The sequence below is a fragment of the Paraburkholderia tuberum STM678 genome (genome assembly GCF_902833905.1).
Taxonomy (GTDB): domain Bacteria; phylum Pseudomonadota; class Gammaproteobacteria; order Burkholderiales; family Burkholderiaceae; genus Paraburkholderia; species Paraburkholderia tuberum.
In genome coordinates this window covers 17210-42578 of sequence record NZ_CADFGP010000052.1, presented here as the reverse complement: position 1 = coordinate 42578, position 25369 = coordinate 17210, and the positions used below count along the sequence as shown (strand labels likewise).

General features: G+C 62.4%; 22 protein-coding genes and 3 pseudogenes. 8 read left to right on the top strand and 17 right to left on the bottom strand.

All coding sequences use genetic code 11. The features are described 5' to 3' along the window. Nucleotides 1-10 precede the first annotated feature (10 nt). Nucleotides 11-664, top strand: a complete 654-nt coding sequence (locus HWY30_RS32125; RefSeq protein WP_090812451.1) for a hypothetical protein — start codon at nt 11-13, stop codon at nt 662-664. A gap of 1245 nt (nt 665-1909) precedes the next feature. Continuing rightward, nucleotides 1910-3388: a hypothetical protein gene (locus HWY30_RS32120; RefSeq protein WP_090812453.1), complete on the top strand. Its 1479-nt coding sequence runs from the start codon at nt 1910-1912 to the stop codon at nt 3386-3388. Nucleotides 3389-3728: 340 nt separating this feature from the next. Here the strand turns inward: HWY30_RS32120 and HWY30_RS32115 are convergent, their stop codons facing one another. Together HWY30_RS32115 and HWY30_RS32110 are read right to left on the bottom strand one after the other, a co-directional pair. Further along, complete coding sequence (locus HWY30_RS32115) at nt 3729-4031, bottom strand: hypothetical protein (RefSeq protein ID WP_143037352.1); 303 nt, start codon at nt 4029-4031, stop codon at nt 3729-3731. Further along, complete coding sequence (locus HWY30_RS32110; protein WP_244145087.1) at nt 4031-4498, bottom strand: hypothetical protein; 468 nt, start codon at nt 4496-4498, stop codon at nt 4031-4033. The genes HWY30_RS32115 and HWY30_RS32110 overlap by 1 nt, the downstream gene beginning before the upstream one ends. A gap of 41 nt (nt 4499-4539) precedes the next feature. Here HWY30_RS32110 and HWY30_RS32105 point away from each other — a divergent pair, with 41 nt between their 5' ends. The 4 genes from HWY30_RS32105 to HWY30_RS32095 all read left to right on the top strand — a co-directional run bounded on the left by HWY30_RS32105 (nt 4540) and on the right by HWY30_RS32095 (nt 8416). Continuing rightward, nucleotides 4540-4989 (top strand): hypothetical protein, encoded by a 450-nt coding sequence (locus HWY30_RS32105; protein WP_208524345.1) that lies wholly within the window; start codon nt 4540-4542, stop codon nt 4987-4989. Continuing rightward, nucleotides 4965-5147 (top strand): hypothetical protein, encoded by a 183-nt coding sequence (locus HWY30_RS42000; protein ID WP_244145086.1) that lies wholly within the window; start codon nt 4965-4967, stop codon nt 5145-5147. Before HWY30_RS32105 ends, HWY30_RS42000 begins: the two co-directional genes overlap by 25 nt. A gap of 119 nt (nt 5148-5266) precedes the next feature. Continuing rightward, nucleotides 5267-6595, top strand: coding sequence for a competence protein CoiA family protein (locus tag HWY30_RS32100; RefSeq protein WP_143037353.1), 1329 nt, complete (start codon nt 5267-5269; stop codon nt 6593-6595). A gap of 840 nt (nt 6596-7435) precedes the next feature. Further along, entirely contained in the window at nt 7436-8416 is a 981-nt protein-coding gene (locus HWY30_RS32095; RefSeq protein ID WP_090812455.1) for a hypothetical protein, read from the top strand. 692 nt (nt 8417-9108) lie between these two features. On the opposite strand, the gene HWY30_RS32090 is transcribed toward HWY30_RS32095, so the two are convergent. From HWY30_RS32090 to HWY30_RS32060, 9 genes and pseudogenes are all read right to left on the bottom strand, one after another. Then, nucleotides 9109-9627, bottom strand: a complete 519-nt coding sequence (locus HWY30_RS32090) for a hypothetical protein (protein WP_090812456.1) — start codon at nt 9625-9627, stop codon at nt 9109-9111. 182 nt (nt 9628-9809) lie between these two features. Continuing rightward, a pseudogene (locus HWY30_RS41140) lies at nt 9810-9935 on the bottom strand (ATP-binding protein); the annotation flags it as partial. A 428-nt stretch (nt 9936-10363) separates the two neighbouring features. Further along, nucleotides 10364-11633, bottom strand: a pseudogene (locus HWY30_RS32085) (IS256 family transposase). 130 nt (nt 11634-11763) lie between these two features. After that, entirely contained in the window at nt 11764-12063 is a 300-nt protein-coding gene (locus HWY30_RS43135; RefSeq protein ID WP_090812457.1) for a DUF6587 family protein, read from the bottom strand. Next, entirely contained in the window at nt 12060-13916 is a 1857-nt protein-coding gene (gene feoB, locus HWY30_RS32080; protein WP_090812458.1) for a ferrous iron transporter B, read from the bottom strand. The genes HWY30_RS43135 and feoB overlap by 4 nt, the downstream gene beginning before the upstream one ends. After that, complete coding sequence (locus HWY30_RS32075) at nt 13913-14158, bottom strand: FeoA family protein (RefSeq protein WP_090812459.1); 246 nt, start codon at nt 14156-14158, stop codon at nt 13913-13915. The genes feoB and HWY30_RS32075 overlap by 4 nt, the downstream gene beginning before the upstream one ends. A 182-nt stretch (nt 14159-14340) precedes the next feature. Next, on the bottom strand, nt 14341-15129 hold the full coding sequence (locus tag HWY30_RS32070) for a DUF2182 domain-containing protein (protein ID WP_090812460.1): 789 nt from the start codon (nt 15127-15129) through the stop codon (nt 14341-14343). Nucleotides 15130-15161: 32 nt separating this feature from the next. Continuing rightward, nucleotides 15162-15764 (bottom strand): DUF1326 domain-containing protein, encoded by a 603-nt coding sequence (locus HWY30_RS32065; RefSeq protein ID WP_090812461.1) that lies wholly within the window; start codon nt 15762-15764, stop codon nt 15162-15164. Nucleotides 15765-16046: 282 nt separating this feature from the next. Further along, entirely contained in the window at nt 16047-16211 is a 165-nt protein-coding gene (locus tag HWY30_RS32060; protein ID WP_167368861.1) for a hypothetical protein, read from the bottom strand. A gap of 21 nt (nt 16212-16232) precedes the next feature. On the opposite strand from HWY30_RS32060, the pseudogene HWY30_RS32055 reads away from it, so the two are divergent. Both HWY30_RS32055 and HWY30_RS32050 read left to right on the top strand, forming a co-directional pair. After that, nucleotides 16233-17096 (top strand): annotated as a pseudogene (locus HWY30_RS32055) (IS256 family transposase); the annotation flags it as partial. A gap of 97 nt (nt 17097-17193) precedes the next feature. Continuing rightward, on the top strand, nt 17194-17466 hold the full coding sequence (locus HWY30_RS32050; protein ID WP_090812462.1) for a tyrosine-type recombinase/integrase: 273 nt from the start codon (nt 17194-17196) through the stop codon (nt 17464-17466). A 159-nt stretch (nt 17467-17625) separates the two neighbouring features. On the opposite strand, the gene HWY30_RS32045 is transcribed toward HWY30_RS32050, so the two are convergent. From HWY30_RS32045 to HWY30_RS32020, 6 genes are all read right to left on the bottom strand, one after another. After that, on the bottom strand, nt 17626-18951 hold the full coding sequence (locus HWY30_RS32045) for an NAD(P)/FAD-dependent oxidoreductase (protein WP_090812463.1): 1326 nt from the start codon (nt 18949-18951) through the stop codon (nt 17626-17628). A gap of 2 nt (nt 18952-18953) precedes the next feature. Next, nucleotides 18954-19688: a cupin domain-containing protein gene (locus tag HWY30_RS32040; RefSeq protein ID WP_090812464.1), complete on the bottom strand. Its 735-nt coding sequence runs from the start codon at nt 19686-19688 to the stop codon at nt 18954-18956. 238 nt (nt 19689-19926) lie between these two features. Then, nucleotides 19927-21756 carry an ABC transporter ATP-binding protein gene (locus HWY30_RS32035; RefSeq protein WP_090812465.1) on the bottom strand — a complete coding sequence of 610 codons (1830 nt, stop codon included), beginning with the start codon at nt 21754-21756 and terminating at the stop codon, nt 19927-19929. Beyond that, the gene (locus HWY30_RS32030; protein WP_090812466.1) at nt 21756-22712 is read right to left on the bottom strand and encodes an ABC transporter permease; all 957 of its coding nucleotides are present in this window, start codon (nt 22710-22712) and stop codon (nt 21756-21758) included. The genes HWY30_RS32035 and HWY30_RS32030 overlap by 1 nt, the downstream gene beginning before the upstream one ends. Then, a complete protein-coding gene (locus tag HWY30_RS32025; protein WP_090812467.1) occupies nt 22709-23665 on the bottom strand; it encodes an ABC transporter permease in 957 nt (318 codons plus the stop codon). The genes HWY30_RS32030 and HWY30_RS32025 overlap by 4 nt, the downstream gene beginning before the upstream one ends. A 66-nt stretch (nt 23666-23731) precedes the next feature. Then, nucleotides 23732-25330: an ABC transporter substrate-binding protein gene (locus HWY30_RS32020; RefSeq protein WP_090812468.1), complete on the bottom strand. Its 1599-nt coding sequence runs from the start codon at nt 25328-25330 to the stop codon at nt 23732-23734. Nucleotides 25331-25369 lie beyond the last annotated feature (39 nt).

The following is a 25369-nucleotide window of genomic DNA, read 5'->3' as shown; positions in this document are numbered from 1 at the left end:
CGGTGACTGAATGATCGACGCCAGCGATGCTGTCGACCCGAACGACCCGCCTGTGACAGCACAGGCGGTGAGGCACCTGTTGGTGATCGAGCAGGCGAACGCTTTCATCAAGGCGGTAAAGGAACACTCGAAAGCTGTCGGCGGGGAAACCGAGCGCTCTCTCGAAGCCGTAGGAGCTATATCGCAAATCTGCACAAGCATTCGGGTATCGATCGAGGGGCACGTGAAAGCGCTTGAGGCGCACAGTGAGGATCAAGCCGAGACCCGCGCGCTGCTGCTTGACCTAGCCACAGCTGTTCGTGTGATCGACTCCCGGCTTCCGGATCCCAAGAAGGTCCGGCATGAGATTCTCGGCGACCTTTGGCAAACCTTGGAGCCCCGGGTCCTGGAATACGTCGCCAAGATCGGGGGCGACCTCGACGCTCGCGTGGGCGAGACTGCCACCCGGTTGTTCGAAGCCGCCGAGCGCGGCTTTATGGCCCCTGCTCGGCCGGAGCAAGGGGCGGCGCTCGCTACACGACTTAGGTATCGCCGAGACCGCTGCATCTACCGGATAAAAAAAATGGCGACGGACTGGCTTGCGGTGATAGTGGCTACCGGTGTTGTCTCGCTCGCCTTTATCGCGTTTGGCGTTTTCGTCTTGATAACGCACCGCCCTCTCTAAGCACCGCAACCGGTACGGCCACGCTCCGTCCCGTTTCAGATCGCCCGCCCTCGCCTTTCCGGTCCCACCCCTCTAGGTGCCGGGTTCTCCTTTTCCCCACGCTGAAAACGCGCGCCGTCCGGCGGACCATCTGTCTCAGACTGAGACAGGCCATCGTTGAAAATTCAATGACTTACGGCGCGGTTTTGCGGCGAAAACGGGAATTCGGAGCGGGAACGACGTGGCTAACGGTTTTTCTGGTTCACGCACCGACAGCAGCCCGAAAATTTTTTTTGAAAACGCTCTTAAATTAACGCCCATTTGCACGATAACCGTAAGCAACTCAGCAAGGCCGTTCGCTGTGTCGCGTGAGCATGTTGCATGATCCGGACATGGGCTGCTCCTTGTCACTGCAAAGCGGATCATCACCGAGACGAACCTTCCTAACAAACGAATCGGATAGTTGCGGTCGGTTGAGTTTCAACTTTGGCTCGGTTGGACAAAAGACCACCCCAAAGTATTGCGAGTGCAGCGTTGCCGGGTGTGTGCGATAACGTACGCAGCCTTGAATTCTGAGGTGTCTGCCTTGACACTGGCCGCCAATAAACCGGCGCCGGGACAATTGAATCGTGCGTCTCCCGCAACGGCCTTTGTCGAAGAGCCGGCCAATGGTTGACTATCTGAGGGCTGGGGTCGAGCGGCCAATAGTAGCCGCACACGGTCCGACGCAGATCTCGATCAATGGCTGATCGCGGCAGATAAACGTTCTGCACAACTGGATTCATATCGGTAGCAACGCGTACGACGAGTACACGTTCGTCCCCTGGCTGAACAAGAACGTGTATCGCCGGACTGTTGACCTTAGCCACCTCTGTATCCAGTGAGGGCCACGATGAGCATGGACGCAAGTGATTTACTCGAGCTGCGCCGAGATGATCCAACGTCGGCAGAACTGCGGAAGATGGCCGCGAACATCATCGCCGTCGGCGTCGCAGATCAACACGAGGGCTGCTGACATGAACGCGCTCGAACAGTGGCGCTCCCGACCGCTGCAGGTCAGTGTCCTGGATCGCTGCGATGAATGCGGCGAGTTGAAGGAAGACGTTCAGAAGCGCGTGAACTATTGGCCGAATATTACCGCCGTCTGCTCTGGGAAGTGCTTCACCGAAATGACGGCGAGGTTCAAATCTGGGTTACACGAGAGGGGCCTGATAAGGCAGCTATGGTTGATAATGGCCGCCCATTTTTTTCGGTCGTGGAGCGTGCATGAATCGATCCGCTAGCGCGGCAGCGAAGCTGCCTGAACATGTGCGTCAGGACTTGGCGGTTCGGGCGTTGGCGGGATCCGGGACGATCAGCGCGCTGGCCGGTGGGCACGGCGTGAGCCGAAAGTTCGTCTACGCGCAAACGCGCAAGGCTCGCGTTGCGCTGGCGGACGCGTTCGCGTCTGCGGTACCGGAGGATGAAGTGCTGTTCGAGTTGCCGGTCAGCCAGAGGTGGCTGCGCCAGGTGATGGTCGCGCTGACGCTGATCTGTCGCAGCTCGTATCGTGGCGTGGTGGAGTTCATGCGCGATTTGCTGGGCGTGTCCACCAGCGTGGGCAACGTTCACGACGTGCAGCAATGGGCCGCGCAGCAAGCAGCCGCGCTCAACTGCGAGCAAGACCTGTCGGGAATTCGTGTGGGCCTGCACGATGAGATCTTCCAGGGCTCGCGGCCGGTGCTCGCCGGCGTCGATGCCGAATCGACCTACTGTTACCTGCTGTCGGCTGAGGCCCATCGCGACGGCGACACCTGGGGCGTGCACCTGCTCGACGCCGCGCAACAGGGACTGGCGCCCGACTACACGATTGCCGATGCCGGCCAGGGCCTGCGCGCCGGGCAGAGGGCCGCCTGGGGCGACACGCCGTGCCATGGCGATGTGTTTCACATCCAGCGCCTGTGCGAAGGACTCGCCAACACGCTGGGCAACCTCGCCAGGGGCGCCCGGTCGCGGCGCGAGAAGCTGGACGCCAGGCTCAACCAGCCGCGCTCGCGGGCGCGCGACGGCGGCTTCGCTACCCAGCTGAGGCAGGCGCGTCGGAGTGAAGCGCAGGCGCATCAGTTGGCCTGCGACATCCGCACGCTGACCCAGTGGCTCAGTCATGACATCCTGGCGCTGGCGGGTCCGCGCCTCGCCACGCGCGAAGCGCTGTTCGACTTCATCGTCGAGGAACTGCGTAAGCGCGAACCACTGGATGCGCGCCGCATCCGCCCGGTGCGCGTCGCGCTTCAGAACCAGCGCGATGACCTGCTCGCGTTCGCTGGCGTGCTCGATAAGAAGCTTGCCGCGATCGCGCAGAGCGCCAACGTATCGGATGAGTTCGTGCGCGCTGCGTGCGTGCTGCATCGCAAGCCGCGCACCTCGTCGGCGTACTGGCAGGGCTGGGGCCGGCTACGCGCCAGCCTGGGCGGCCAGTTCCACGCCGTGTTCGCCGCGGTGTCCGAGGCCATGGCCCACACGCCGCGCGGCAGTGCGCTCGTCGAGAATCTGAACTCGCGGTTGCGCAACTATTTCACGCTGCGTCGCCATCTGGGCGCCCCTTACCTCGACCTGCTGCGCTTCTTTCTGAATCATCGGCGCTTCGTGCGCAGCCGACGCGCCGAGCGTCAAGGCAGGAGTCCGTGTGAGCTGATGACGGGGCGGGACCACCCGCACTGGCTCACGCTGCTCGGACTCGGACCGCTTCAGCCGCAACGGGTCTGATATCGGGAGGTTAAAAACCTCCATTTCCGTCGTACTGCAAATCACATTCAGCCTTTACCGGCGGAATGACTCCGCTCGTCTGTGTTACCCAAAAACAGCAGTTTCTGAACCACGCCAGCGCTGAAGCTTATTTAAGCGGCCTTAAACAACGCTCTTCCCCCAACCCGTCGCCCTCGCCCGCGCAGGCGGTCGTCCGTTGCCGTGCCCATTCCCGTCGTACCCTGGTTACCGCCACCTGTGGTCCGGCAATTTTTCGCCGGTCTGTCATGGCGACGTCGAGCCCGGGCTGCGGCCCGGTCAGTGAAGCCCGATCTCTTTTGCGGGACAGCGGGCGGGTTGTTCACGGTGGAACCGCCCGGTTCGCCTTTCTTTCCCTTCGCTCGCTGCGCCGCCCTTCCGCACGCTTCACGGCTTCTTCCAGAGATTGCACGTGTTCTGGCGTAGTACGACCAAAACGCTTGTGGTAGCAATGTGCAATAAATTCCGCGAGGGGACGCTTCCACTGTTCCTGCTGCCCGTTAGCCAGCGACCCGAATCGTCGGGGATTCAATCCCAGTTCGCGGGCCATCTGGATATGAGCGTGGCTCAACCTGAAACGCTGCCGCGCTTCAAACCACGGCTGAAGCTTCGATGGTATCCGCATCAGTGTTCGCCTTTGTGCCAATGTGCCGCGGTCAATCGCTCCACCGCCGCGTAGTAAGACGCCTGCGAAGCTTCAGGGTTTTCGTTCTGGTCCGTCTTCAAAATATCGAACAGATGCTCTGCGACGACTGAGCTGATGGCGTGGATAGCATCGTGTCGCGACAGTCCCTGGTTCCTGAGTCGATGCATCGCCCGGACCACGGGCTCAAGGTTCAGGGCAATCTGGTTTTCGACGATCACGTGGAACGCAGCGTGTGCCGTGACGTTGGGAAGTTTGATCCGGGCGACGCGGTGATACGTTTCGACGAGAGAAATTCGCTCCTGTTCATCGAGTTCGAGCCATGATCCAGGTGCGGGCGCGCAACCGGGCGTGTACTTTTCCATGATGCAGGTTTTGTCCTGACTTTCCTTCTGCCTGTCGTAAAACTCCCGTCTGTCGCTGAGTTGCGCTTCAGTTGATGTCACCACGTCCCGGCGGATTCCTTCGACGCGGTGCTCAAGAGCGCTATGTGCTGGGTCTGACCGCGACGCCGGTGCGGCGCGACAGCCAGCAACCCGTCATGTTCATACTGTGCGGGCCGATCCGGCACACGTCGCGACTGCCAGCCGGCGCCCCCCAACTGCTGGAAGCGCTCCCGCAAAGGCTCACCGCAGCGGTGGACGTCGCGGCTGAAGCGCCGAACCAGACAGTGTTCGCGCATCTCGCGCAGGTCGCGGCACGCATGCAGATGATCGCCACAACCATCATTGCGCAGTACGGACAGGGGCGCAAGGTGCTGGTGCTCACCGAGCGCACAGACCATCTCGAACGCTTGGAGCAGGCTCTGGTGGACCGGTACAGCCGCAGTTCGTGCTGCCCGGGCGCCTCGCGAAAAAGGCGCGTGCGGCACAGCTCGCGGCCCTTGACGCGCTGGCCGCTGGCACGCCCCGGGTCGTGCTGGCGACCGGCAGGCTGGTAGGCGACGTTTTCGACCACCCGGCACTGGAGACGCTGGTACTCGCCATGCCGGTGGCCTGGAAGGGCACGCTGCAGCAGTACGCCGGCCGCCTGCACTGCGAGCACGCGGGCAAAACCGGTGTGCGCGTGCTCGATTATGTCGACCGCGGCCATCCGTGAATTTTCGCGACCGTGTCGTATTGTCGTATCTCATTCCATTTACTCTAATGTGGTAGAAATCAGGCACGACCTCACTCGCGGCGAGTCTCCCACCACTTGTGGTTCGCAAAGGACATCTAATGGCTTTTAGTTCGCACATGGCTTTCGCCAGGAACAGGGCGGGTCAGTTGGTCGCGGCGAACGACCTGCCGTCCGTTGGCCCGGCGATCTTCTATTGCGCCGGCTGCGGTGGCGAGGTCACCCTGTGTCGTCAAGACGCTTCTCAAGCGGACTTCCGGCACGTGCGTCCTGCTGCCTGCGAGCTTGGTGCGCAGCGCGCACTGCACGCCGCGGCGGTGCAACTGCTTGCCGAGAGCCGGTTCGTCGTCGCTCCTGCGCTGACACAGAAAGGTACTGGACATTGCAAGCGCCACATGATTGAAGAATGGGGTCTGGCGTCAGTCCGCACCACAGTGGATGGAATCCCGGTCGACTTCTTTGCCGAGACGCTGGCGGGACCGATGATCATCCAGATCGCCATCAAGTCGTTGTACAACGCATCGACGCGATCGACCATCCGGGCTCTTGGCTACGCTGCGCTTGAAATCTCGATCCCGAAACCGGGCGAAGTGCTGGGCATTGGCGATCTCCGGGAAGTCGTACTGCATGGGCTAACGAACAAGGTTTGGCTGTGGCACCCGGCGATCGGCAATCGCGAACGTCATGCGCAGCCCAAGCGGCGGCCGGCCGAAGTGGCGCTGCTCTTTGGCGAGGTCGAAAAGCCTGCCGCGAAGCTGTCGGTGCCTGTAGCCGTCACGCCATGGGTGCAAGCCGGCGGGCTAGCGGCCGATGCAGCCTATCGGCAACTGCCTGTCGCGGAGAAAATCCGCGCCCTTGAGCAACAGCTTGGCGAGCCATGCGCGCGCTGGCCGGATGCCGTCGATGTTGACGTGACCGGAAAAGGCTCGTTTTGTGTCGACCCGCGAGTCTGGCAAGCGGACATCTTTGGCAAGTTCGTGCGTCCCGCCGCTGAAGGCGCGAGTACCAGGGACTTCACGATGCTGACGGTGCTTGGCTGGCTCGACATGCGCTACAGAATCGTTCCGGCATTCGAAGATGCGGAAAAGGTCGCGGTCCATCAATATCTCCTTGCGCTCACCGCGCAGGGCTATCTGGCGGAACTGCCTGACCAGCAATTCCGCGTGGTGCCGGAGCCGCGTCCCAACGGGCTCTCGACGTTGCGGTGGAACCCAGACGCGAGGTTGAGTGTCAGCGGCCTGCGCGTCTGCTCGGAGCGTGTGCGGCTGGAGATTCCGGTCAACCAGGTCCAGCGGCTTCTGGAATATTTTGAGGATGGCCATCCTGCAGTATCGGTGGCGACCTTCGTGCAGGACCTGATGCTCCGGCTTCATGCGCCCGAGCGCACCGTTGTGGCGCTGCTGCGCGAGGCCGATCTGGTCGTCGGATAACCGAATACTGATCAACACAGTTTGAAGCGGCGCGCGAGCGTGTGCGCCGGTTGGGTGCGGTCGCAAACAGAAACGACGCCGTAAAACGGATAGCGTCACCAGCCAGGAAGAGACAGGCGGCGGAAACGATGGAGATGATCGAACGCGCGTTGGCCGGAAAAGAGCGACTGCGGAAGGCGTGGTGGTTGGCCTGAGGTTCGCTGACGGGCACCCTCTCCTACCCGTTTGGCAGTCAGGCAATCAAGTCAATTGCGGGCCGATTTGAAGCCCACATCGACGCCAAACCTCCGGCTATCTAATTAGTACTCCAAAATTAATGTTGGATCATTTTCTTTTATGTCAAATTGGTTTGGAGGACTTAGCGCCCTGCGCCAGGACGCGTCCGTTTGCACAAAATTAGTCCCGCTTTTTGCATAATTTTGCGAAAGACTATCTTACGGACTGGCAGGACTGCGCGCCGAGTAAGCCCGGGCGTTGGTTCACGTAATTGTCATCGACCGCGACTCCCGCTGCTCCTGAGTAGCGGGATGTGAGTATTGCCGCACAGAATCTCCTCTTTCGTACGAACATTATGGTATTGGGCGTGGGTTCGGCTGGGTGTGCCGCCGAAAGGCGAAACTCCGCACGATTGTTTCGCAAAGGAAGCTGCTGAAAATAAAAATTGGATAGCCCCGTTGCGGGTTGCGGGTTGCGAGATGGGCGTGGGCACTGAGGCGTCTTTGAAAGCCATCCACGACGCGAAGGCGCGGATTGGCGGGGCCCAATATCAACAGGCAACGATTAGATTGGCCAGCCGTCTCGCGTTGCCCCTTTCGATCACCAACGGCCTAAACGACGACGATGAAGACTAACTGGACTTTCGCGGTCGTCGCTGCAGCGTTATGCGCGGGACCGGGCTACGCGTCGGCCCAGGAGTTCTCGCTATACACGGGACCGTTGACCGGGGAGCACAGCCATTCCTACTCGTGGTCGATGGACTATACAGAGGGATTCGGCCGCTACCTCGCCGGCAGCATCATATGGCTCAACGAAGGGCACATGCCCGATCATCACCGCGATGGCCCGCTTGTACAGGTGTGGGGCCGGCTTCCGCTGATGGAGCGGCGCTTCGTCGTTGCGCTCGGTGTCGGGCCGTATTGCTACTTCGACACCGAGGCAGCCGAGCAGGGCGCGGGCTATTCAAATACGCATGGCTGGGGCGTCGTCTACAGCGCCCGCGCCACCTGGTATTCGTCGCAGCGCTGGACTGCAAATCTGCAGCTCAATCACGTGCAGGTGAACAGCGGGCCGTCGACCACTGCGGTCATGCTCGGCATCGGCTATCAGCTGGACGCACCTGACACGCCGGGGTTGCGGGACTTCGCGCTGCCGCGCACACACAAGGTCACGAATAACGAAATCACGTTGATGGCGGGCGCGACGATCCTGAACAGCCTCGATTCTCAGGCATCTGCGGCTGAGGCGATCGAATACAGACGCGGGCTGACAAACTATCTCGACGCGACGCTCGGCTACCTCCACGAAGGCAGCGGCTCGAGCGCTCGGCGTGACGGCGCGACAGCGCAACTCTGGCTCACGCGGGCGTTTTTCAACGACAGCCTCTCGCTCGGCATTGGTGCCGGCGCGTACGCGGCCATCCATCACGGTAATTCGAACGAAAATAGCGACATGGGCGACGGCATTCTATCCGGACTTGTCTCGGTATCCGCTTCGTATCGCATCACACCACACTGGTCGGCGCGCGTGACGTGGAACCGCGTGGTCACGCGTTATAGCCAAAATACGGACGTAATCCTGGGTGGCATCGGGTATCGATTCTAGCGTGTGTTGTGCAAACTCCGCGATGCGGCATAGGGCAACTGAGGCAACGGCGGTCAGCCTTACCTCATGCAACTTCTGTATGCTGACAAACTGTGATCAATGATGGGTATAGAGGTCGAGAAGTCGACGATCCAACAGCACAGCATCGACAGGTCTTTCGTGAATTCAAATACAGCGTGCCTGTGCTCTCGCGTAAACGGATGACCGCTCGCCACCTGAAAGCTGCCGCTGAATTTACCTCGGGTCGAATCCGCAGTGGGTCGCGTGCCGCCCCTCGACGTCAGGCAGCAGCCGGCCACGAAGTGTCATTCGCCCGTCCCAACGCTCGGACACTCAGTAGTCGGCTTCGCGCAGTGATCGGCCATTCGATTAAGAGGCTGGCTCCAACCGGTCAACGCGACCCGAAAAATATAGCGCGGAACCGACCCTGTCCCGACGTTCGCGACAAGGGAAAGCCGCCGTTCGCGCCACTCCTTGATCGCGGCGATACGGAAGCGGTCGCCCAACAATGAGACCTGCAAGGAGGAAATTCATTTCGTGCTCAGCGGCCCCTCACGACGCAGCCGATTCAGAAAATCGACGAGCAGGTCTTCGGTGCCGGTTTGTCAATCCGCCGCTGTGCACCGTTGGCGACAAGCTGGACCGCAAAACCTGTCGCTGCAACGGAACCTTCGTTCCGAATGAGGTGCTCGTCATTCCCCGTGTCCACCAACGTCGTACCATTGGCTGTGCCAGGCCCGTACACTTTCTGGGTACAGTCGGTGTGGTACTCGGTTACCTGTCCCGACGTGATGATTATCAGGCTGCCAGCCTGTGGTTCCACCCGGCGCCCAGGTGTTGGTCTGTATGTACAAGTCTGACGGTCCCTCGGTCTTTTCGAGCGAGGACCACGTATCACCAGGGAATCCAGGAGCAAGCCGCTGAAGCTGGTCCTGTGTGAGGCGGTTGGTGACTTGAAATTCGGTGAAAGTCCCTTTGGCCAGGGTCATGCCCGTGAATCCGCTGGCCGGGGTCGCTTGGGCAGATTCCACGTGAGAGAGGGCCACGACCATACATATGGCAAACCACAGCGGCAACGACATGTCCCGCCACCGCCGTTTCCGGCTTGAACACCGTGTCGCCGAGGCGAGCCCCTCGGCCCAGCGATCCTTCGCCGCGTCCTTTTCATCCCGGAACTCGAGCTTCTTCGCCGCTCCGCCATCGTCTTTCATCTCATAGCCTCGTTTCCAAGTTGGTTGTCCATCTCCTGTCGCGCCTCTTGCGCCCGTGACCGGTTCGACGTGTGGCGTCGCGGCTGGCAGACCCTGCAATGCCACCCCGGACGGTCAGTTGAAACTCCCCCACTTATGGTCGCGCAAATTCCCCCACCCTGTGAAGCAGGACTAAGGGTTATTTAGCTGGTTTTCGATTTCCGTGCAAGCGTTTCAGCGGCTTCCTTGAGGCAATAGCCGCGGCCGTCGAATTCAATCAGGTGGCAGTGATGCATGAGCCGGTCGAGGATCGTGGTGCTCACATTGCTGCTGGCGTACGGCCGACGACGAGCGTAAGCTCGGGCGCTTATCAAGGCCAACAACACAGTTGAGGGGGCGCAAAAAAGCGCGGGCCACCACGACATGCCGCGCCGAAAAGCGTGCCGAACGTGCGGAGAAGGATCCTGATGATTCTGAAAGAGCGCTGATCAACTGGGCGGTGCTGGAAGGGCTCGACCTTGGCGACTGCTGGGCGCGCGCTACTCGAATTCACCGAAAGCGGCATGCCCGAAGACCGTTCGCGATGGAAAGAGTAAGGCGATGCACCGCTTGCCAGACGCGCACAAGCGGGGTACGAACTGCACGCGCCCCACCGCAGCGAATGAAGAGTACGGGAGTTCTGCCCCGCGTGCCTTGCGCCGGATGCAGCAGGCAGGGAGGTGTCAGAAATTTCGTGTGCTGAGGCCGGTTAAAAATCTCAGCTGATGGCGGCGGTGAATCGCTCACCGAACAGAATGGCGAACTGATTGACAGCTTGCCGCCAGGTGATAGGCGGCATCTTCCAATCCTTTTCAATGTTGCGCAAGGCCAGATACAGCAGTTTGCTGGCGGCTTCGTCGCTCGGGAAGTGGCCACGATTCTTGACGATCTTGCGCAACTGCATGTGCATGCTCTCGATGGCGTTGGTCGTATAAACGATTCGACGCACCTCGTGGGGATAGGCAAAGAAGGGAATCACCTGCTCCCATTGGCGTTGCCACATGGCCGCGACGGTCGGGAATTTGCGGCCCCATTCGCTTTGCGCAAAGGCCTCGAGCGCCGCGGCCGCCGCTTCAGCCGAGGCGGCCTGATAGATCGGCCTGAGAGCGCGGTAGCCAGCGGCTTACGGTCCTTCCAGCTCGCCAGATTCAGCGAATTACGGATCAGATGCACTATGCAGGTCTGGATCTGCGCGGCCGGAAACACCGCCTCGATGGCCTCCGGGAACCCACGCAGGCCGTCGACCACCGCAATCAGGATGTCGTGCAAACCGCGGTTCTTCAACTCGTTGAAAACCTTCAGCCAGAACCTGGCGCCTTCGGTTTGTTCAATCCACAAGCCCAGCACTTCCTTGCGGCCGTCAGCCCGAATGCCCAGCGCCAGGTACACCGCCTTGTTCCTGACCGTGCCCTCGTCGCGGATCTTCAGTCGAAGTGCGTCGAAATACACAATCGGATACATCGCCTCGAGCGGGCGTTGTTGCCACTGCTCGAGCTCAGCCAGCACCTCGTCGGTGACCGTGGAAATCAGATCGGGCGACACTTCCAGGCCGTACAGCTCCAGCAGGTGAGCCTGGATCTCGCGTACGCTCATGCCGCGCGCGTACATGCTGATGACGTGGTCGTCGAATCCCGGCAGCCGGCGCTGGTACTTGCCGACCAGTTGCGGCTCGAACGTCGCCTGCCGGTCTCGCGGGATATCCAGCGTCAGTTCGCCGTTGGGTGTGAGCACTGTCTTGCGGCTCGTACCGTGCGGTGGTTGCCGGCGCTGCCTTGCTCCGCCTCGCTCTCCAGGTGATGCGTCAGCTCCGCGGCCAACATGCGCTCAGCCAGTTGCTTCTTCAGTTGCCCGGCCAGGCCCGATTCCCCGAGAACCGACTCGGCGTTCCTGTTCTGCACCTGCGCCAGCAGTTGATCGATCAGCTCATCGGGGAACAGCTTCGGCGCCTTCGGGTTCTTGATCTTCCTGGTCACTGTTGTTTCGGTCATTGGACGTTATTTCCGTTATCGTCTCATGACCTCGACACACTAAAAATCTGACAGGCTCGCAGGCAGTCCGCATCGCCGGTCGAGGGGCGCCATAGCCAGCAGCGTCCTTGCTTTGTGCCGCCGCTCCTCACTACGGACGCGGGCGGAACTCCAGCGGCTGCACGTCTGCACGCGCAGCCGCTGCCTTCGACGTTCCGCAACTGCCACAGGTGCCGCAACCGTCACCGCAGTTCCCGGTTGCCTGACGGGGACGCAGCCAGCGCCCTAGCGCCTGCAGGGCACTCATGCGTCGCGGCTGCACCAGCGAGGCCGATGCGGCGGCCTGCAAGCGCGTAGCCAGCTGCGGAGCCAGTTTGCGAAACATATAAACGAGGCTCACCGATACGAGAACCGCGATCACAGCATACTGCCACCACAGACTGGAAGTCACGTGAACCACCTCGCAATCTGATACGTCAGCAGCGACGCGGCGTAGGCCATCACGAACATGTAGCTAAACGAGATCGCCACGTTGCGCCACGAACGCGTCTCACGACGGATGACCGCCAGCGTCGACATGCACTGCGGCGCAAACGCAAACCACACCAGCAGCGACAGCGCGCTCGCCAGCGAGAAGTTGGCAGCCAGTGCGTGCCCGAGGCCTGCTGTATCGGCATCGCCACCGCTTACCGCATACACGGTGGCGAGTGCCGCGACCGCTGTCTCACGCGCGGCGAACGCGGGAATCAGCGAAAGGCTAATCTGCCAGTTGAAACCGAGCGGCGCGAAGATGTACTGCAGCCCGCGGCCGATGTAGCCGGCAAACGTGTAGTCGATGGCCGGTCCCGTGGCGCCCGCTGGCGGCGACGGAAACGTCGAGATGAACCACATCAGCACGGTCAGCGCGAGGATCACGCCAGTCAGCCGCTTCAGAAAAATGGCGCCGCGCTCCCACAAGCCGATCCCGATGTCGCGCGCCTTCGGCAACCGGTACGACGGCAACTCCATCAGCAGTGCGTGCTCGCCACTATTCCGGCGCAGGCGCATGAATACCCAGCCCACGAGCATGGCGCCCGCAATGCCGGCCAGATAAAGCGCGAACAGCACCAGCCCCTGAAGGTTGAAGACACCGAGTACCCGATGCGTGGGGATGAAGGCGCCGATCAGCAGAGCATAGACCGGCAACCGCGCTGAACACGTCATCAACGGCGCCACGAGGATGGTCGCGAGCCGGTCACTCGGATCGGTGATGCTGCGGGTCCCCATCACCCCCGGAATCGCACAGGCGAAACTCGATAGCAGCGGGATGAACGATCGCCCGGTGAGCCCCACCGACACCATCATGCGATCGAGCAGGAACGCCGCACGCGGCAGATAGCCCGACTCTTCCAGTATCAGAATGAACAGGAACAGCACGAGGATTTCCGGCAGAAAGCCAAGCACGGTGCCAAGGCCGCCGAGCAGACCATCGGTGACGAGGCTGCGCAATGGTCCATCCGGTAACCAGGCGCCGGCTTGCGTGCCAAGCCATGTAAAGCCGTCGCCAATCGCATCGGTCATCGGCTTGCCCACCGAATAGACCGCCTGAAAGACGAGAAACATCACCAGCGTCAGGATGATCAGGCCGAATACCGGGTGCAATGCCCAGCGGTCGATTGCATCGTCACGCGCATCGGTCGCACGGGGCATCGCAACAGTGGCGGCCAGCAGCGCGCGTACTTCGCCGTGCAGGTCGCCGTCCTTGCCAAGGTGCTCCGAGGCAGGCGAAGATAACGTCCGCAAAGCCTCTACGTCCACGAGGCCAATCAGATCGATCAGTGACCGGACTCCGCCGCGCTGGACGGCGACGGTCTCGACGACCTGCACGCCGAGCCTGCGCTGCAGTTCAGGGATATTGACAGTGATGCCGCGCCGGCGCGCTGCATCCATCATGTTCAGCGCCAGCACGACCGGACGCCCAAGCCGCCTGATTTCCAGCACGAAGCGCAGGTGCAGTCGCAGATTGGTTGCATCGGCCACGCACACGATCAGATCCGGCATTGCTTCGCCCGGATAGCGGCCGAGCAGGACATCACGGGTCACGCACTCGTCCGGGCTGGACGACTCGAAACTGTAGGCGCCCGGCAGATCGAGCAACTGAACATGGCGGCCTGACGGAGTGGTGAAGCGCCCCTCCTTACGCTCGACAGTGACGCCGGCATAGTTGGCAACCTTTTGCCGGGCACCGGTCAGTTGATTGAATAGCGCTGTTTTGCCGCAGTTCGGGTTGCCAACAAGGGCAACGCGCAGGTTGGCTTCACTCATGAACCGGCGCCCTCCCGAACACTCACGCGGTTTGCTTCGGCGCGGCGCAGGGCGAATCGCGTCGAACCAATCAGGATGAGAATCGGATCTGCGCCCCACGGTCCGCAGGCCACGACACGTACTGGCTCGCCGGGTACGAAACCGAGATCGCGAAGTCGCTGCGCGATCGAATCGGAGGCGTGAGTATCCTGAACATGCTCGACTACGGCGGGGGTGCCCTGAGGCAAATCGGACAGGCGCATGGAGTTTTCAATTTGAAATGCGAATCGTTCGCATTATAGCGACTTATTTCTTCTGCAACCGTTTTGACGCCAGCGAATCTCGCTGCGAAAAGGCTTCGTAATGGAAATGTTGCCGCGTCATCGGCGACGAGCAGCTCGTGCTTCGAGCTGAGGGAAGCGGGCTGTGTCGAACGACGCGAGGACTAAAGATTTTGCGCGACGATAGCACCGGCCCAGAGCAACAGACCCACCCCGAGCGGTCTGCTGACAAAGTGCCCCCACGACAGATTTTTTTCCGTCGCCATGACTGCGGCGAGCCCCAGCATCCAGCCGATACTTCCTGTCCCAACGGCAAACATCAGCAGCATCAATGCCCAGCAACAGCCGATACAGAAGATGCCATGGTGCACGCCGAGCATCAGGCTGGCGCGTCCCTCGTTGACGCCATGCCAGTGTTCAGTGACAAACACCACCGGCGAGCGGCAACGATCCATACAGCGATATTTGAGCGAAGAGAATTGCCAGGCCCCTGCAGTCGCCAGGATCATTGCGCCGAACAGCCAGGCATGGACAGTCATCCACGTCATCTCAACTGCCATCACATGGAGTCCCGCATCCAGCGCATGCGCGCCCACGCCAAACAGGGTCCAGACGCTGAAGTAGCCCAGCAGGACCAAAGCGAGCAGCCGATGCCGGTCAGGACGAGTCTGTGTGAGACGCCGGAAAATGTTCAGAAGCGGAACCGTGGTCCCCAGCATCATGGCCGGGAGCATCAATAGCCAGGCGGTGACGTGTAATACGGCCGGCAGGACTAGGGCCGCTCCTGGAACGGCGCTGCACAAATGGCCGACCGGTCCTGTCTCCAGCCACCCGGCATGGTTCAGATAACGCGCATACGGACTTTCATCCCATGCCCACAGCGTGACCCAGGCCGAAAGAACAAGTCCGGCGAGCAGTGGCAGGAACAGGTCTGAGCGCGAAGCGGCTTTCATCGCGCATCGCCTGAAGGCGGTTCCCGAACGAGTCAAGCCTGAAAGTTGAAATGCCCTTGGGTGGCGTTATGGCCGGTCAGGTTCAGATCGATGTTGAGCCGCGGGTTTCTCATCCGGTACGTGCTGGCTTTGCTGATGATCGCGGGAGAACAGGGCGTCGTCGAACTGGAGTTGCCGAGCAGCACCGCAGGAGCCCCGCCTGGACTCCAGTAGGGCTCAAGTTCAGCATGAATATCCGCCCCAATATCGAGCCTGCCCTTTCCGCCCTGGAGATCAAAAGTAATAGGCGCGCGCTCAATCGAGACGATTTTTCCATACAAATGGGCGAAGTCGGCCAGTGGGCCGCCACGCTCGCCACGGTAGACGCTAGAGAGCGTCTCAAATTGGGAATCGGTGGCGCGTTCGTCGATGTACAGGGCGACCTGCCAGTTGCCCTGCAGGATATTGCCAGGAATGAAAGTGGCGCATGCCACGGTCAGCCCGGAAACATCGATGTCATCGATCGAGCCCTTATCGTAGTGATGGGCGATTGCAGCGCAACATGTGCCATTGTCGGCGTCCTCGCCGATGCAGCAAGGGCACAGCACGTTGCAGTTACAGACTTCCAGAATGCTGCCGTCGAGTTTGTAGCTCACGTTAGCCTCCCTGCGTGTTATTTCACGGCCAGACCGTCAACTCGCCGTCGAGGACTTCTCCATTCGAAGGATAGACTATCCGCGCCGGCGAACACCGTTGCAATTCGCGCGAACCGCACCGCATGCCGCGACCTGGACGCTTTCGATTATTCAAACCACTCATCTCCACTGGTCGTCGGGCAAGACTGCTGGTCGCCGTATTCGCCCGTGATGCGAGTGACTGGATTCAAGGCAGCGCTATCGCACACGATGCGGACGCACGCGGGCTTACCGCGGGCTGGTCTAGGCGCTCGTCGGCGAGGTATGGCCCAGCACGGCGGCCGCCGCCAACACCGCCAGCATGATCAGGGCTTCGATCACAAGCAGGCGGTCGAAGCGACGCTGCGCATCGCTAAACGCCTTGCCGCCATCTGCGACCGTAGACTGCAGGTGCGATAGATGGGTCATACGGTTATAGCCCCCCAGCAGTACGGCAAGCGCCTGCCCGAGATGGCCGGCACCGTCGGCATCTCCAAGAGCAGCGTTTCGCGCCAGTTCATCAAGGCCAGCCAGACGGCGCTCACCGAGCTGATGGAGCGGCGCTTCGATGACAAGGACTTCTTGGCGATCTACCTGGACGGCATCATCGTCGACTCGCGTCACATCATCGCCGCCATCGGCGTGGACAGTCCCGGCGAGAAACACCTCCTGGGCCTCGCGAGCGGTTCGAGTGAGAACGCCCAGGTCGTCAAGGATCTGTTGCGCGGACTGATCGAGCGCGGCCTGCCTGCGGATCGCGAATACCTGTTCGTGATCGATGGTTCCAAAGCGCTGCGCTCGGCCATCGAGGAGTTCTTCGGCGAACGCGCCCACGTGCAGCGCTGCCGTGTGCATAAGCAGCGCAACGTCCTTGAGCGCCTGCCGAAAGAGAGCGTTTCGCAAACCGCCGCGATCATGAAGGCGGCCTACAAGCTGCCGGCCGACGATGGCATCGCCAAGCTCAAGACGCACGCGGCGTGGCTCAAGGCCGACCATCCGGACGCCTCGGCCGCACTGCTCGAGGGGCTGGAGGAAACGTTCACGGTGAACAAGCTGGGCCTGACGCCGGCGCTCATGCGCGGCCTGTCGACGACCAACATCATCGAGAATCCGAACGGCGCGGTGCGCCGTGTCGCGGGGCGCGTGAAGCGCTATCGTGACGCCGACATGGCCTTGCGCTGGACGGCCGCGGGCTTCCTGGAAGCTGAGAAGCACTTCCGGAAAATCCTCGGCGTGAACGAGCTCTGGATTCTCGCTGCCGCCTTGAAACGATCGACCTCAAAATCGATTGACCAAGATCGGAAGGTTGCCTAACCTATGCCGCACCCGCCGTCCCAACCGTCAACTGTCTTCGGGACATCGCCTTTGAAACCGCCCTGCAACAAAACCTCTGCTAAACAAACATCGCGAAATGGCGTCGAGAGTTTGCCCGTCGTTGCAACAGAAAAGGGTCACCGTTCACTGTTTGAGACACACGATGGCTATGGACCTTCTGCAAGCGGGCGTTCGTCGTTCAGTAATTGCGCTGTGGCTCGGACATGAATCGGTGGAAACCACGCAGATCTATGTCGAAGCGACACTTGCAATGAAGGAGGAAGCTCTCGCGAAGACATCTCCGCCCTGCGGCAGGCAAGGGCGCTACCGGCCCGCAGACCAGCTTCTCGACTTCCTGAATAACTTGTAGGACCGCGAAACTATATCGGGTGATTGGCCGAGCAATTCGCCGCCCAGCCCCCACTACCAAGGTGTTCAAGGAACCCTTCCAGATTACCCGATATAGTCAAGAAGGGCACATAGTGCCGCATCCAATGCGGGCTCGCACGCCGCAGCGTCTGGATGCGACCTAGAAATCAGCGACCTTGCCCCATGCTGAGTCGTCGAATCGGCTGGGCCGATACGGTATAGGATCCACGATCGGTTCGGCACCGGTGGCGAGATCTGCGATCAGGTGCCCTGCGCCTGGGCCGATGCCAAAACCGTGTCCGGAAAAGCCTGCTGCCAGGATCAATCCCGGCATGCCCGGCACTTCGCCAATACCGGGAACACCGTCCGGCGTGCTGTCGACGAAGCCGGCCCACGCGTGCGTGATCTTTGCCTGGCCAAGTTCGGGCAGCAGTTCGACGGCGCGGCGGTGGGTTTCTTTCACCGCCGCCAGATCGGGCTTCGGATCCAGAATGCGCACCCGCTCCATGGGAGTCGGCGCATCGAGCCGCCACCGCTTCAGCGTTTCGTGGCCACCCCGAATACCTTCCAGGCCTCCCGGAAGAAGGTTGCGCCAGCGCTTGGCGAACATGGGCACGAAGTGTGGGGCGAATCGCATGAACTGCGGCGTCACGTCTACGCGCGCGCGGCCGCTGATGGCCAGTGCGTAGCGTCCGTCGTTGCGGCGCGTAACAGACACGCCCGCGGTGAACAGGGCATCCGGCAAACGATGCTCCACAGGGGCCACACTAAGGATGGACTGGCGGACCGAGGCCTGGGGGAAACGGATGCCGAGCTGGCGACAGAACGACGACGCCCAGGCGCCACCGGCAAGCACAGCCGTCCTGGTCTTGATGACCCCGGCTTCGGTGACGACGCCGCTGACCCGCCCGCCCTCCAACTCGATGCCGCGCGCCGCGCAGTGCTGGTGGACGCTGCCACCGAGCTTCATGAGCGCAGCTGCCACGGCCGGCGCAGCCTTGCCGGGATCGGCGGTGCCATCGCTGGGCGAGAAGACGCCGCCTTTCCAGGCGCGGCCGGTCGCCTGCCCCCGCTCGGCGGCTTGCCGGCTATCGAGCATGTGGGTTGTCACTCCGGCGGTCTTCGCAAAGTCGCCCCAACTGGACCAACGAGACAGCTCGGCGTCGTCGTTACTCAGATACAACAGCCCGCAGCGATGAAAGCCAGTGTCTTCACCGCTTTCGGCGGCAAATCGTTCCCACAGATCAAGGCTCTTGCTCGCCATCGGCAATTCGCGAGCGTCGCGGTTCTGCTGCCGGCACCAGCCCCAATTGCGGCTCGACTGTTCCGCGCCGATCCGCCCTTTCTCGACCAGGGCGACTGAAAGCCCGCGCTTGGCCAGGTAGTAGGCGGTAAAGACGCCAATGATGCCGCCCCCGATCACGACCACGTCAGCCGCGGCCGGCAACGTGGGCGAAGTTTGGATGTGGTTCAGCGGAGGAGACATGATCAATCTCGCTCGATTGAAGCCTGGACGCTTTGTACAACGTAGAACTTCGCCACCCGCTCGCTGCTTTCCCACCCGATCGGTGCGCCCTGCGGCACGAAAAGCGCGTCGCCGGCGCCTAGCGACAGCACGCTGCCATCAGGCGCCGCGAAGCGCACGCTGCCGGCGAGAAGATGCATGAACTCGTTCACGCGATGCGCGCGAACGATCCGGTGGTAGGGCGTCGAATCCCACGTGCCCGCGAGGTACGCCGCGCCGTCGTCGGTGAAGACGTTGTCGCTACGGCATTGCGGGACCGGGCCCAGCAGCACCTCCGCCGGTAGCGAAGCGGACGGCTTGAAGTTGGCGTCGGCGCGCAGCGGGATCAGCCCGCGCTTCGTCGGTTTGTCGCAAGCGGCCGCGCAAAACACGAAACGCACGCGGGATGCGGCCAGCACGCGCAGCGCCGTACCCGCCCCGATGACAGCACCCGCTTGCGGACCGAGCACCAGCGGTGCCTCGCCGGCTGCTTGCAGAGTGAGCTCTCCTTCCACCACGACGATGGTTTCGATGTGCGGAAAGCTCGCCACGTCGAGTTCACCAATAAAGCTGGCCCGACCCGCGATCATCGAGTCCGGTCCTTCCCAGGCGATTTCGCGATGTCGCGCAAAGGGGTCGTCCTTGCCGAACGCCGCCCTGCGGAACGACGTTAAAAGGGGTGCGCCGTCGGCACGGTGCAGCACGAAGGCCACGGTCATTTTTTTGCTCCTGCGGGTTGCGCGATGATTTCGTTGAAAAGCTGGAACGCAGTACGGGAGGCACTCGGCCTCGGGGCCTGGAAGCCAGGCATCGCTTTGCTTTCCAGACACCCGTCGATGCCTTTTATTCCGTGTTGGCGGTCACTTCCTGACCGCTTGTATCCGCCGAAGGGGGCATGGGGGCGCGAAGTCGCAAAGGTCTTTCGGCCCGTCTGCGCCACGCTTGCAAAGCGCGCACTCATGCGGCTACCGTCCCAGTGGTCTGCATGCGGCTGAGTTCCGCAGCCGAGTGGTGACAAAGAATCTCGGCGCCGGATGGCAGCTTTTTGAGCGGCGGCGGCGTGAGGTTGCACTGGCCGTCGATGCGCATCCGGCAGCGCGAGCGGAAGCTGCACAGCGCGTTGTTTTCGCTCGACGGTCCCATTGCCGGTAGTTGGGCAAGCGTGAGCGCGCGCCGCGCATCGAGCCAGCCGGGTTGCAATGCCGGTACCGAGTCGACCAGCAGGCCGGTGTACGGGTGATAAGGCGGCGCCGCGAGAACGTCCCGCTGACCCGCTTCCACGCGCCTTCCGGCGTAGAGCACGATCACTTCGTCACAGACCGCGCGTACGGTCGAGATATCGTGGCTGATGAACATATACGACACGCCCAGTTCGCGCCGCAGTTCTGCGAGCAGATCGAGCACCGCAGCCCCGACGACCGTATCGAGCGCCGAAGTGACCTCGTCGCACAGGATCAGCGCGGGATCGGCGGCCAGCGCGCGCGCCAGATTCACGCGCTGCTTCTGCCCGCCCGACAACCCACCCGGCTGGCGCTTCGCGATAGTGGCCGGCAATTTCACCAGATCCAGCAGTTCGAACATGCGTTTTTGCGCCGCCGCACCGCGCAGGCCGTGATAGAAGTTCATCGGCCGGGCGAGGATGTCGGCGATCGTGCGGCTCGGGTTGAGCGCCGTGTCGGCATTCTGGAACACGATCTGCACGCGCCGGAATTGATCCAGCGTGCGATCGGACAGCTTGGACGGCAGCGGCACGCCGTCGAGCAGCACTTCACCGCGCGCCCGTTCCACCAGACCCGCGACCACGCGCGCGAGCGTCGTTTTGCCCGAGCCCGACTCGCCGATCACACCGAGCGCGGAACCGCGCGGGATCGTCAGACTCACATCGTCCAGCACGCACACGGCCGGAATGCCATCACGACCGATGCGTCCGTAGCCCGCGTGCAGCCCGCGGATTTCGAGGATCGGCGGCGCGGCTTCGTTGGGTGCCGCAGCGATCTCCGGTTCCGGCCGTCGCGTCGCGGCCAGTAACTGGCGCGTATAGTCGTCGGCGGGCGCATCGAGCACCTGCGCCGTCGTGCCGTTCTCGCGCACGGCGCCGCCGTTCAGCACGACGATGCGGTCCGCCATCTGGGCGACCACGGCAAGGTCGTGCGACACATACACGGCGGTCGTGCCGAGTTCGCGAATCACCTTCTTGAACGCCGCCAGCACTTCGATCTGCGTGGTCACGTCCAGCGCGGTCGTCGGTTCGTCGAACACGACGACGGATGGATCGGTGATCAGCGCCATGGCCGCCATCACGCGCTGCAACTGGCCGCCCGACACCTGATGCGGATAGCGCGCGCCGATCGTCTCCGGCGAAGGCAACGCCAGCGAACGAAACAGCGCGACCGCCTTCGCGCGTGCAGCAGCCGGCGTCATCAGCTTGTGCAGCAGCGCGGGTTCGGTGACCTGATCGATGATCGTTCTCGACGGATTGAAACCCGCCGACGCGCTCTGCGCCACGTAGGCCACCTTGCGTGCCCGAAGCGCGCGGCGTCCGGGCGCATCGAGCGACAGCACTTCGACGTCGCCGATGCGCACCGATCCGCCCGCAATCGAACAGCCCATGCGTGCGTGACCGAGCAGCGACAGCGCGATCGTGGTCTTGCCCGAGCCCGACTCGCCGATCAGCGCGAGCACCTCGCCCTTCTTCACGGAGAAATCGACGCCCTTGACGATCTCGACGACCGGGTCCGGCGCCGCGCCAGCGACGACGCGCAGGCCTTTCACTTCGATCATGTTCATCACGCGGCTCCCTGTCCACGGCCACCACGGCGCCGCAGGTTGTCGATCAAGAGGTTCACGCCGACGGTCAGCGTTGCAATCGCGATGGCCGGCATCAGCACGGCCGGCGCGCCTTCCGAGAGACCGCCGATGTTCTCGCGCACGAGCGAGCCCCAGTCGGCATTGGGCGGCTGCACGCCCAGGCCGAGAAAGCTCAGGCCGCTCAGCAGCAGCACGATGAACACGAAGCGCAGGCCGAAGTCGGCGAGCATCGGATGAATCATGTTGGGCAGCACTTCGACGCGCGCGATGTAGAAAAGCCCTTCGCCGCGCGCCCTCGCGACCTGCACGTATTCGAGCGTCATCAGGTTGACGGCAAGCGAGCGCGAGATGCGGAACGCACCGGGAATGTAGGCAAACGCAGCGACCCCCAGCAGTATCGGGATCGACGAGCCGAACGCGGCGACCACGACGAGCGCGAGCACCTTGCTCGGAATCGAGATCACGGCGTCGAACAGACGGCTCAGGACCTCGTCGACCCAGCGTCCGGACACGGCGGCGAGCAGCCCGAAGAATGTGCCGATACTGCTGGCGAGCACCGCCGACGCGAGCGCCAGGCCAACCGTGTACTGGGTGCCGTACAGCACGCGGCTCAGCAGATCGCGGCCCAGATAGTCGGTTCCGAGCAGATGCGCCGCGCTATACGAGCCGAAAATCTCGGTCGATGTGATCGCCCCGCCCTTATACGGCGCGACGAGCGGTCCCAGAAACGCGACGGCGAGCCAGAACACCACGATCACAAGGCCGAGCAGGCCGAGCACCGAGAAGCGTCTGACCAGACGTTGCAGCACACTGCGCCGCCTGGCGGTGACTTGGGGTAACGGTTCCTGCAGGCTGGGGTCGCCTTGTGGAGCGTCGTTCTCCGAAACCGCGTAAAGCGCGGTAGCGGCACGGGATTGGGTGGCAGGTCGGTTCATCGTTGACGCAACCTCGGGTTGGATACGATTTGACATAGGTCGGCGATTAGCACGAGCCCCAGATACGCGACGCAGAACACCATCACGCAGCCCTGCACGAGCGGCATGTCGCGGTTTGTGACGGCATCGACCATCAGGCTGGCCAGGCCGGGATAGTTGAAAATCGACTCGACGATCACGACGCCGCCGAACAGGTACGACAGGGAGAGGGCAACCGCGTTGGCAATCGGGCCAATCGTGTTGGGCAGCACATGGCGCAGCACGACGCGCATCGGCGATGCGCCCTTCAGGATGGCCATCTCGACGTACGATGCATTCAGCTGATCGAGCACCGCAGCGCGCGTCATGCGCGCCATCTGTGCAACGAGCACGCAGCACAGCGTCATCACGGGCATCGCGTAGATGCGCAGCAGCGCGCCGAATGACGTCACGTCGGACAGGTACGATAGCGCCGGCAGCCAGCGCAGCCTCACAGCGAAGATCAGCACGGCGATCGTCGCAATCAGAAACTCGGGCACCGCGACGGTCGCCAACGTCAGCACATTAAGGACGCGGTCGAGCAGCGAGCCGCGATACATCGCCGACAGGATGCCAATCGTTAGCGCAACCGGGACCGAGACAGCGGCCGTCAGCCCTGCGAGCATGAGCGTATTTGGCAGGCGCGTCGCGATCAGCTCCCTCACGGGCAGGTTGTTCGACAGCGACGTGCCGAAGCTGCCGCTCACGGCATGCACGAGCCAGTGGAAGTAACGCTGCAGCGCGGGCTGGTCGAGGCCAAACTGGTGACGCAGCGCCGCGACCTGCGCGGGCGTTGCGGCCTGGCCGAGCGCCTGCTGCGCCGCGTCACCTGGCAACAGGCCGGTGAGCGCGAACACCAGCGCCGACACGATCAGCAGTGTGAGCAGCGCGAGGCCAAGGCGCGCGGCGATGAGTCGTTGCGCGTGTGCTTTCAAGATTGCCTCCTGGGCTAAAACCGATGGCGCGAACCCATGGCGCGCCATCGCACCAAACGAACCGCTTTACGCTTCGAGCCAGACGTACTGGGCGAACGCAAAGCCCATTAGCCCGGCAAGCGGAATCGAGCCGAGACCCTGGAGCTTCGCCGTGTGGGCATCGAGCGAGCTGTTGAAGAGCGGAATGCCGACGCCGCCGCTTTCATGCACCAGCGCCTGCATGTCCCCATAGATCTTCTTGCGCTTCGTGTCGTCGGGCTCGCCGCGCGCGGCCAGCAGCATCTGGTCGAACTTCGGGTTCTTCCAGTTCGCTTCGTTCCACGGCGCGTCGGACTTGAAGAACTGCGTGAACAGCACGTCGGCGCTAGGACGCGCGTTGATGTTGCCGTAGCCGAGCGGATGTTTCATCCAGTGATTCGACCAGTAGCCGTCCGCTGGCACGCGGCTGACCTGCAGGTTGAGGCCCGCCTGCGGTGCGACCTGCTGGAGCAGCATCGCCATGTCGACCGAACCGTCCGCGGCCGGGGACGCGAAGACCTGCAGCGGCGCGCTGCCGAGCTTGGCCTTCTGGAAATAAAACTTCGCCTTGTCCGGATCGAACGCCCGCTGCGGCAGGCCCGCGAGATAGTACTTATTGGTCGGATCGATCGGCTGATCGTTGCCGATCGCTCCGTAGCCCCGGAACACCGTACGGCGGATCTGCTCGCGGTCCAGCAGGTACTTCATGCCGCGACGGAAATCCTCGTTGCCGGTAATGCCTCCTTCGTCGCGCATGATCAGGTCCGTATACGCGCCCGTCTTGGTTTCCAGCACCGCAAAGCCCGGCGTGCTCTTGATGCGCTCGGTCGAGGTGGGGGTTACCGCGTTGATCAGTTGCACGTCGCCCGACAGCAGCGCGTTGACGCGCGACGGTTCGTCGCCAATGCCGATCAGTTCGATCTCGTCGAGATGCGGCAGACCCGTCTTCCAGTAGTTCTCGTTACGCACGCCGACCGTACGCACGCCGGGCGAGAATTCCTTCACCTTGAAGGGACCGGTACCTATAGCCGTTTTGAAATCCTTCGTGCCGTCCTTGATGATCATGAAGTGCGACGTGGCAAGGATGACGGGCAGGTCGGCGTTCGCCCCCTCCAGCGTGATCGTCACTTCGTTCGGGCCGGTGGCCTTCACGTCCTTGATCTGGTCGGCGAGCGTCTTCGCCTTCGATGCAGTGGCCGGGTCCTTGTGGCGCATGATCGAATAGACGACGTCGGCGGGTGTGAGCGGCTTGCCGTCGTGGAACTGCACGCCTTTTCTCAGCGTCACGACCCAGACCGCCGCGTCCTTCGTCTCCACCGATTGGGCGAGCGCCATTTTCGCTCCAAGGTGTGAGTCGAGTTCGGTCAGACCATTGTAGAACATATTGTCGCGCACATAGTCCGTACTGAGCGCGCCCTTCGCGGGGTCAAGCGTGTCGGCGGTCGACGCAGACTGCGTCGCCACGCGGATCTTGCCGCCCTGCTTCGGCTTGCCCTGCGCGAAAGCCGTGCCGGTCCTGGCGAGAAGTCCCGCGCCCGTCAGCGACATCAGTCCGCCCGCGGCGAGCGCGCGGAGGACGTCGCGCCGGGAGGCGCCGCGCCGCGTCAGTTCTTCGAGCTGGACTTCGGGCGATTTATCCATTTTCATGATCTCCTCCGCATAAGACGGTCTTGGGATTAGGCAGCT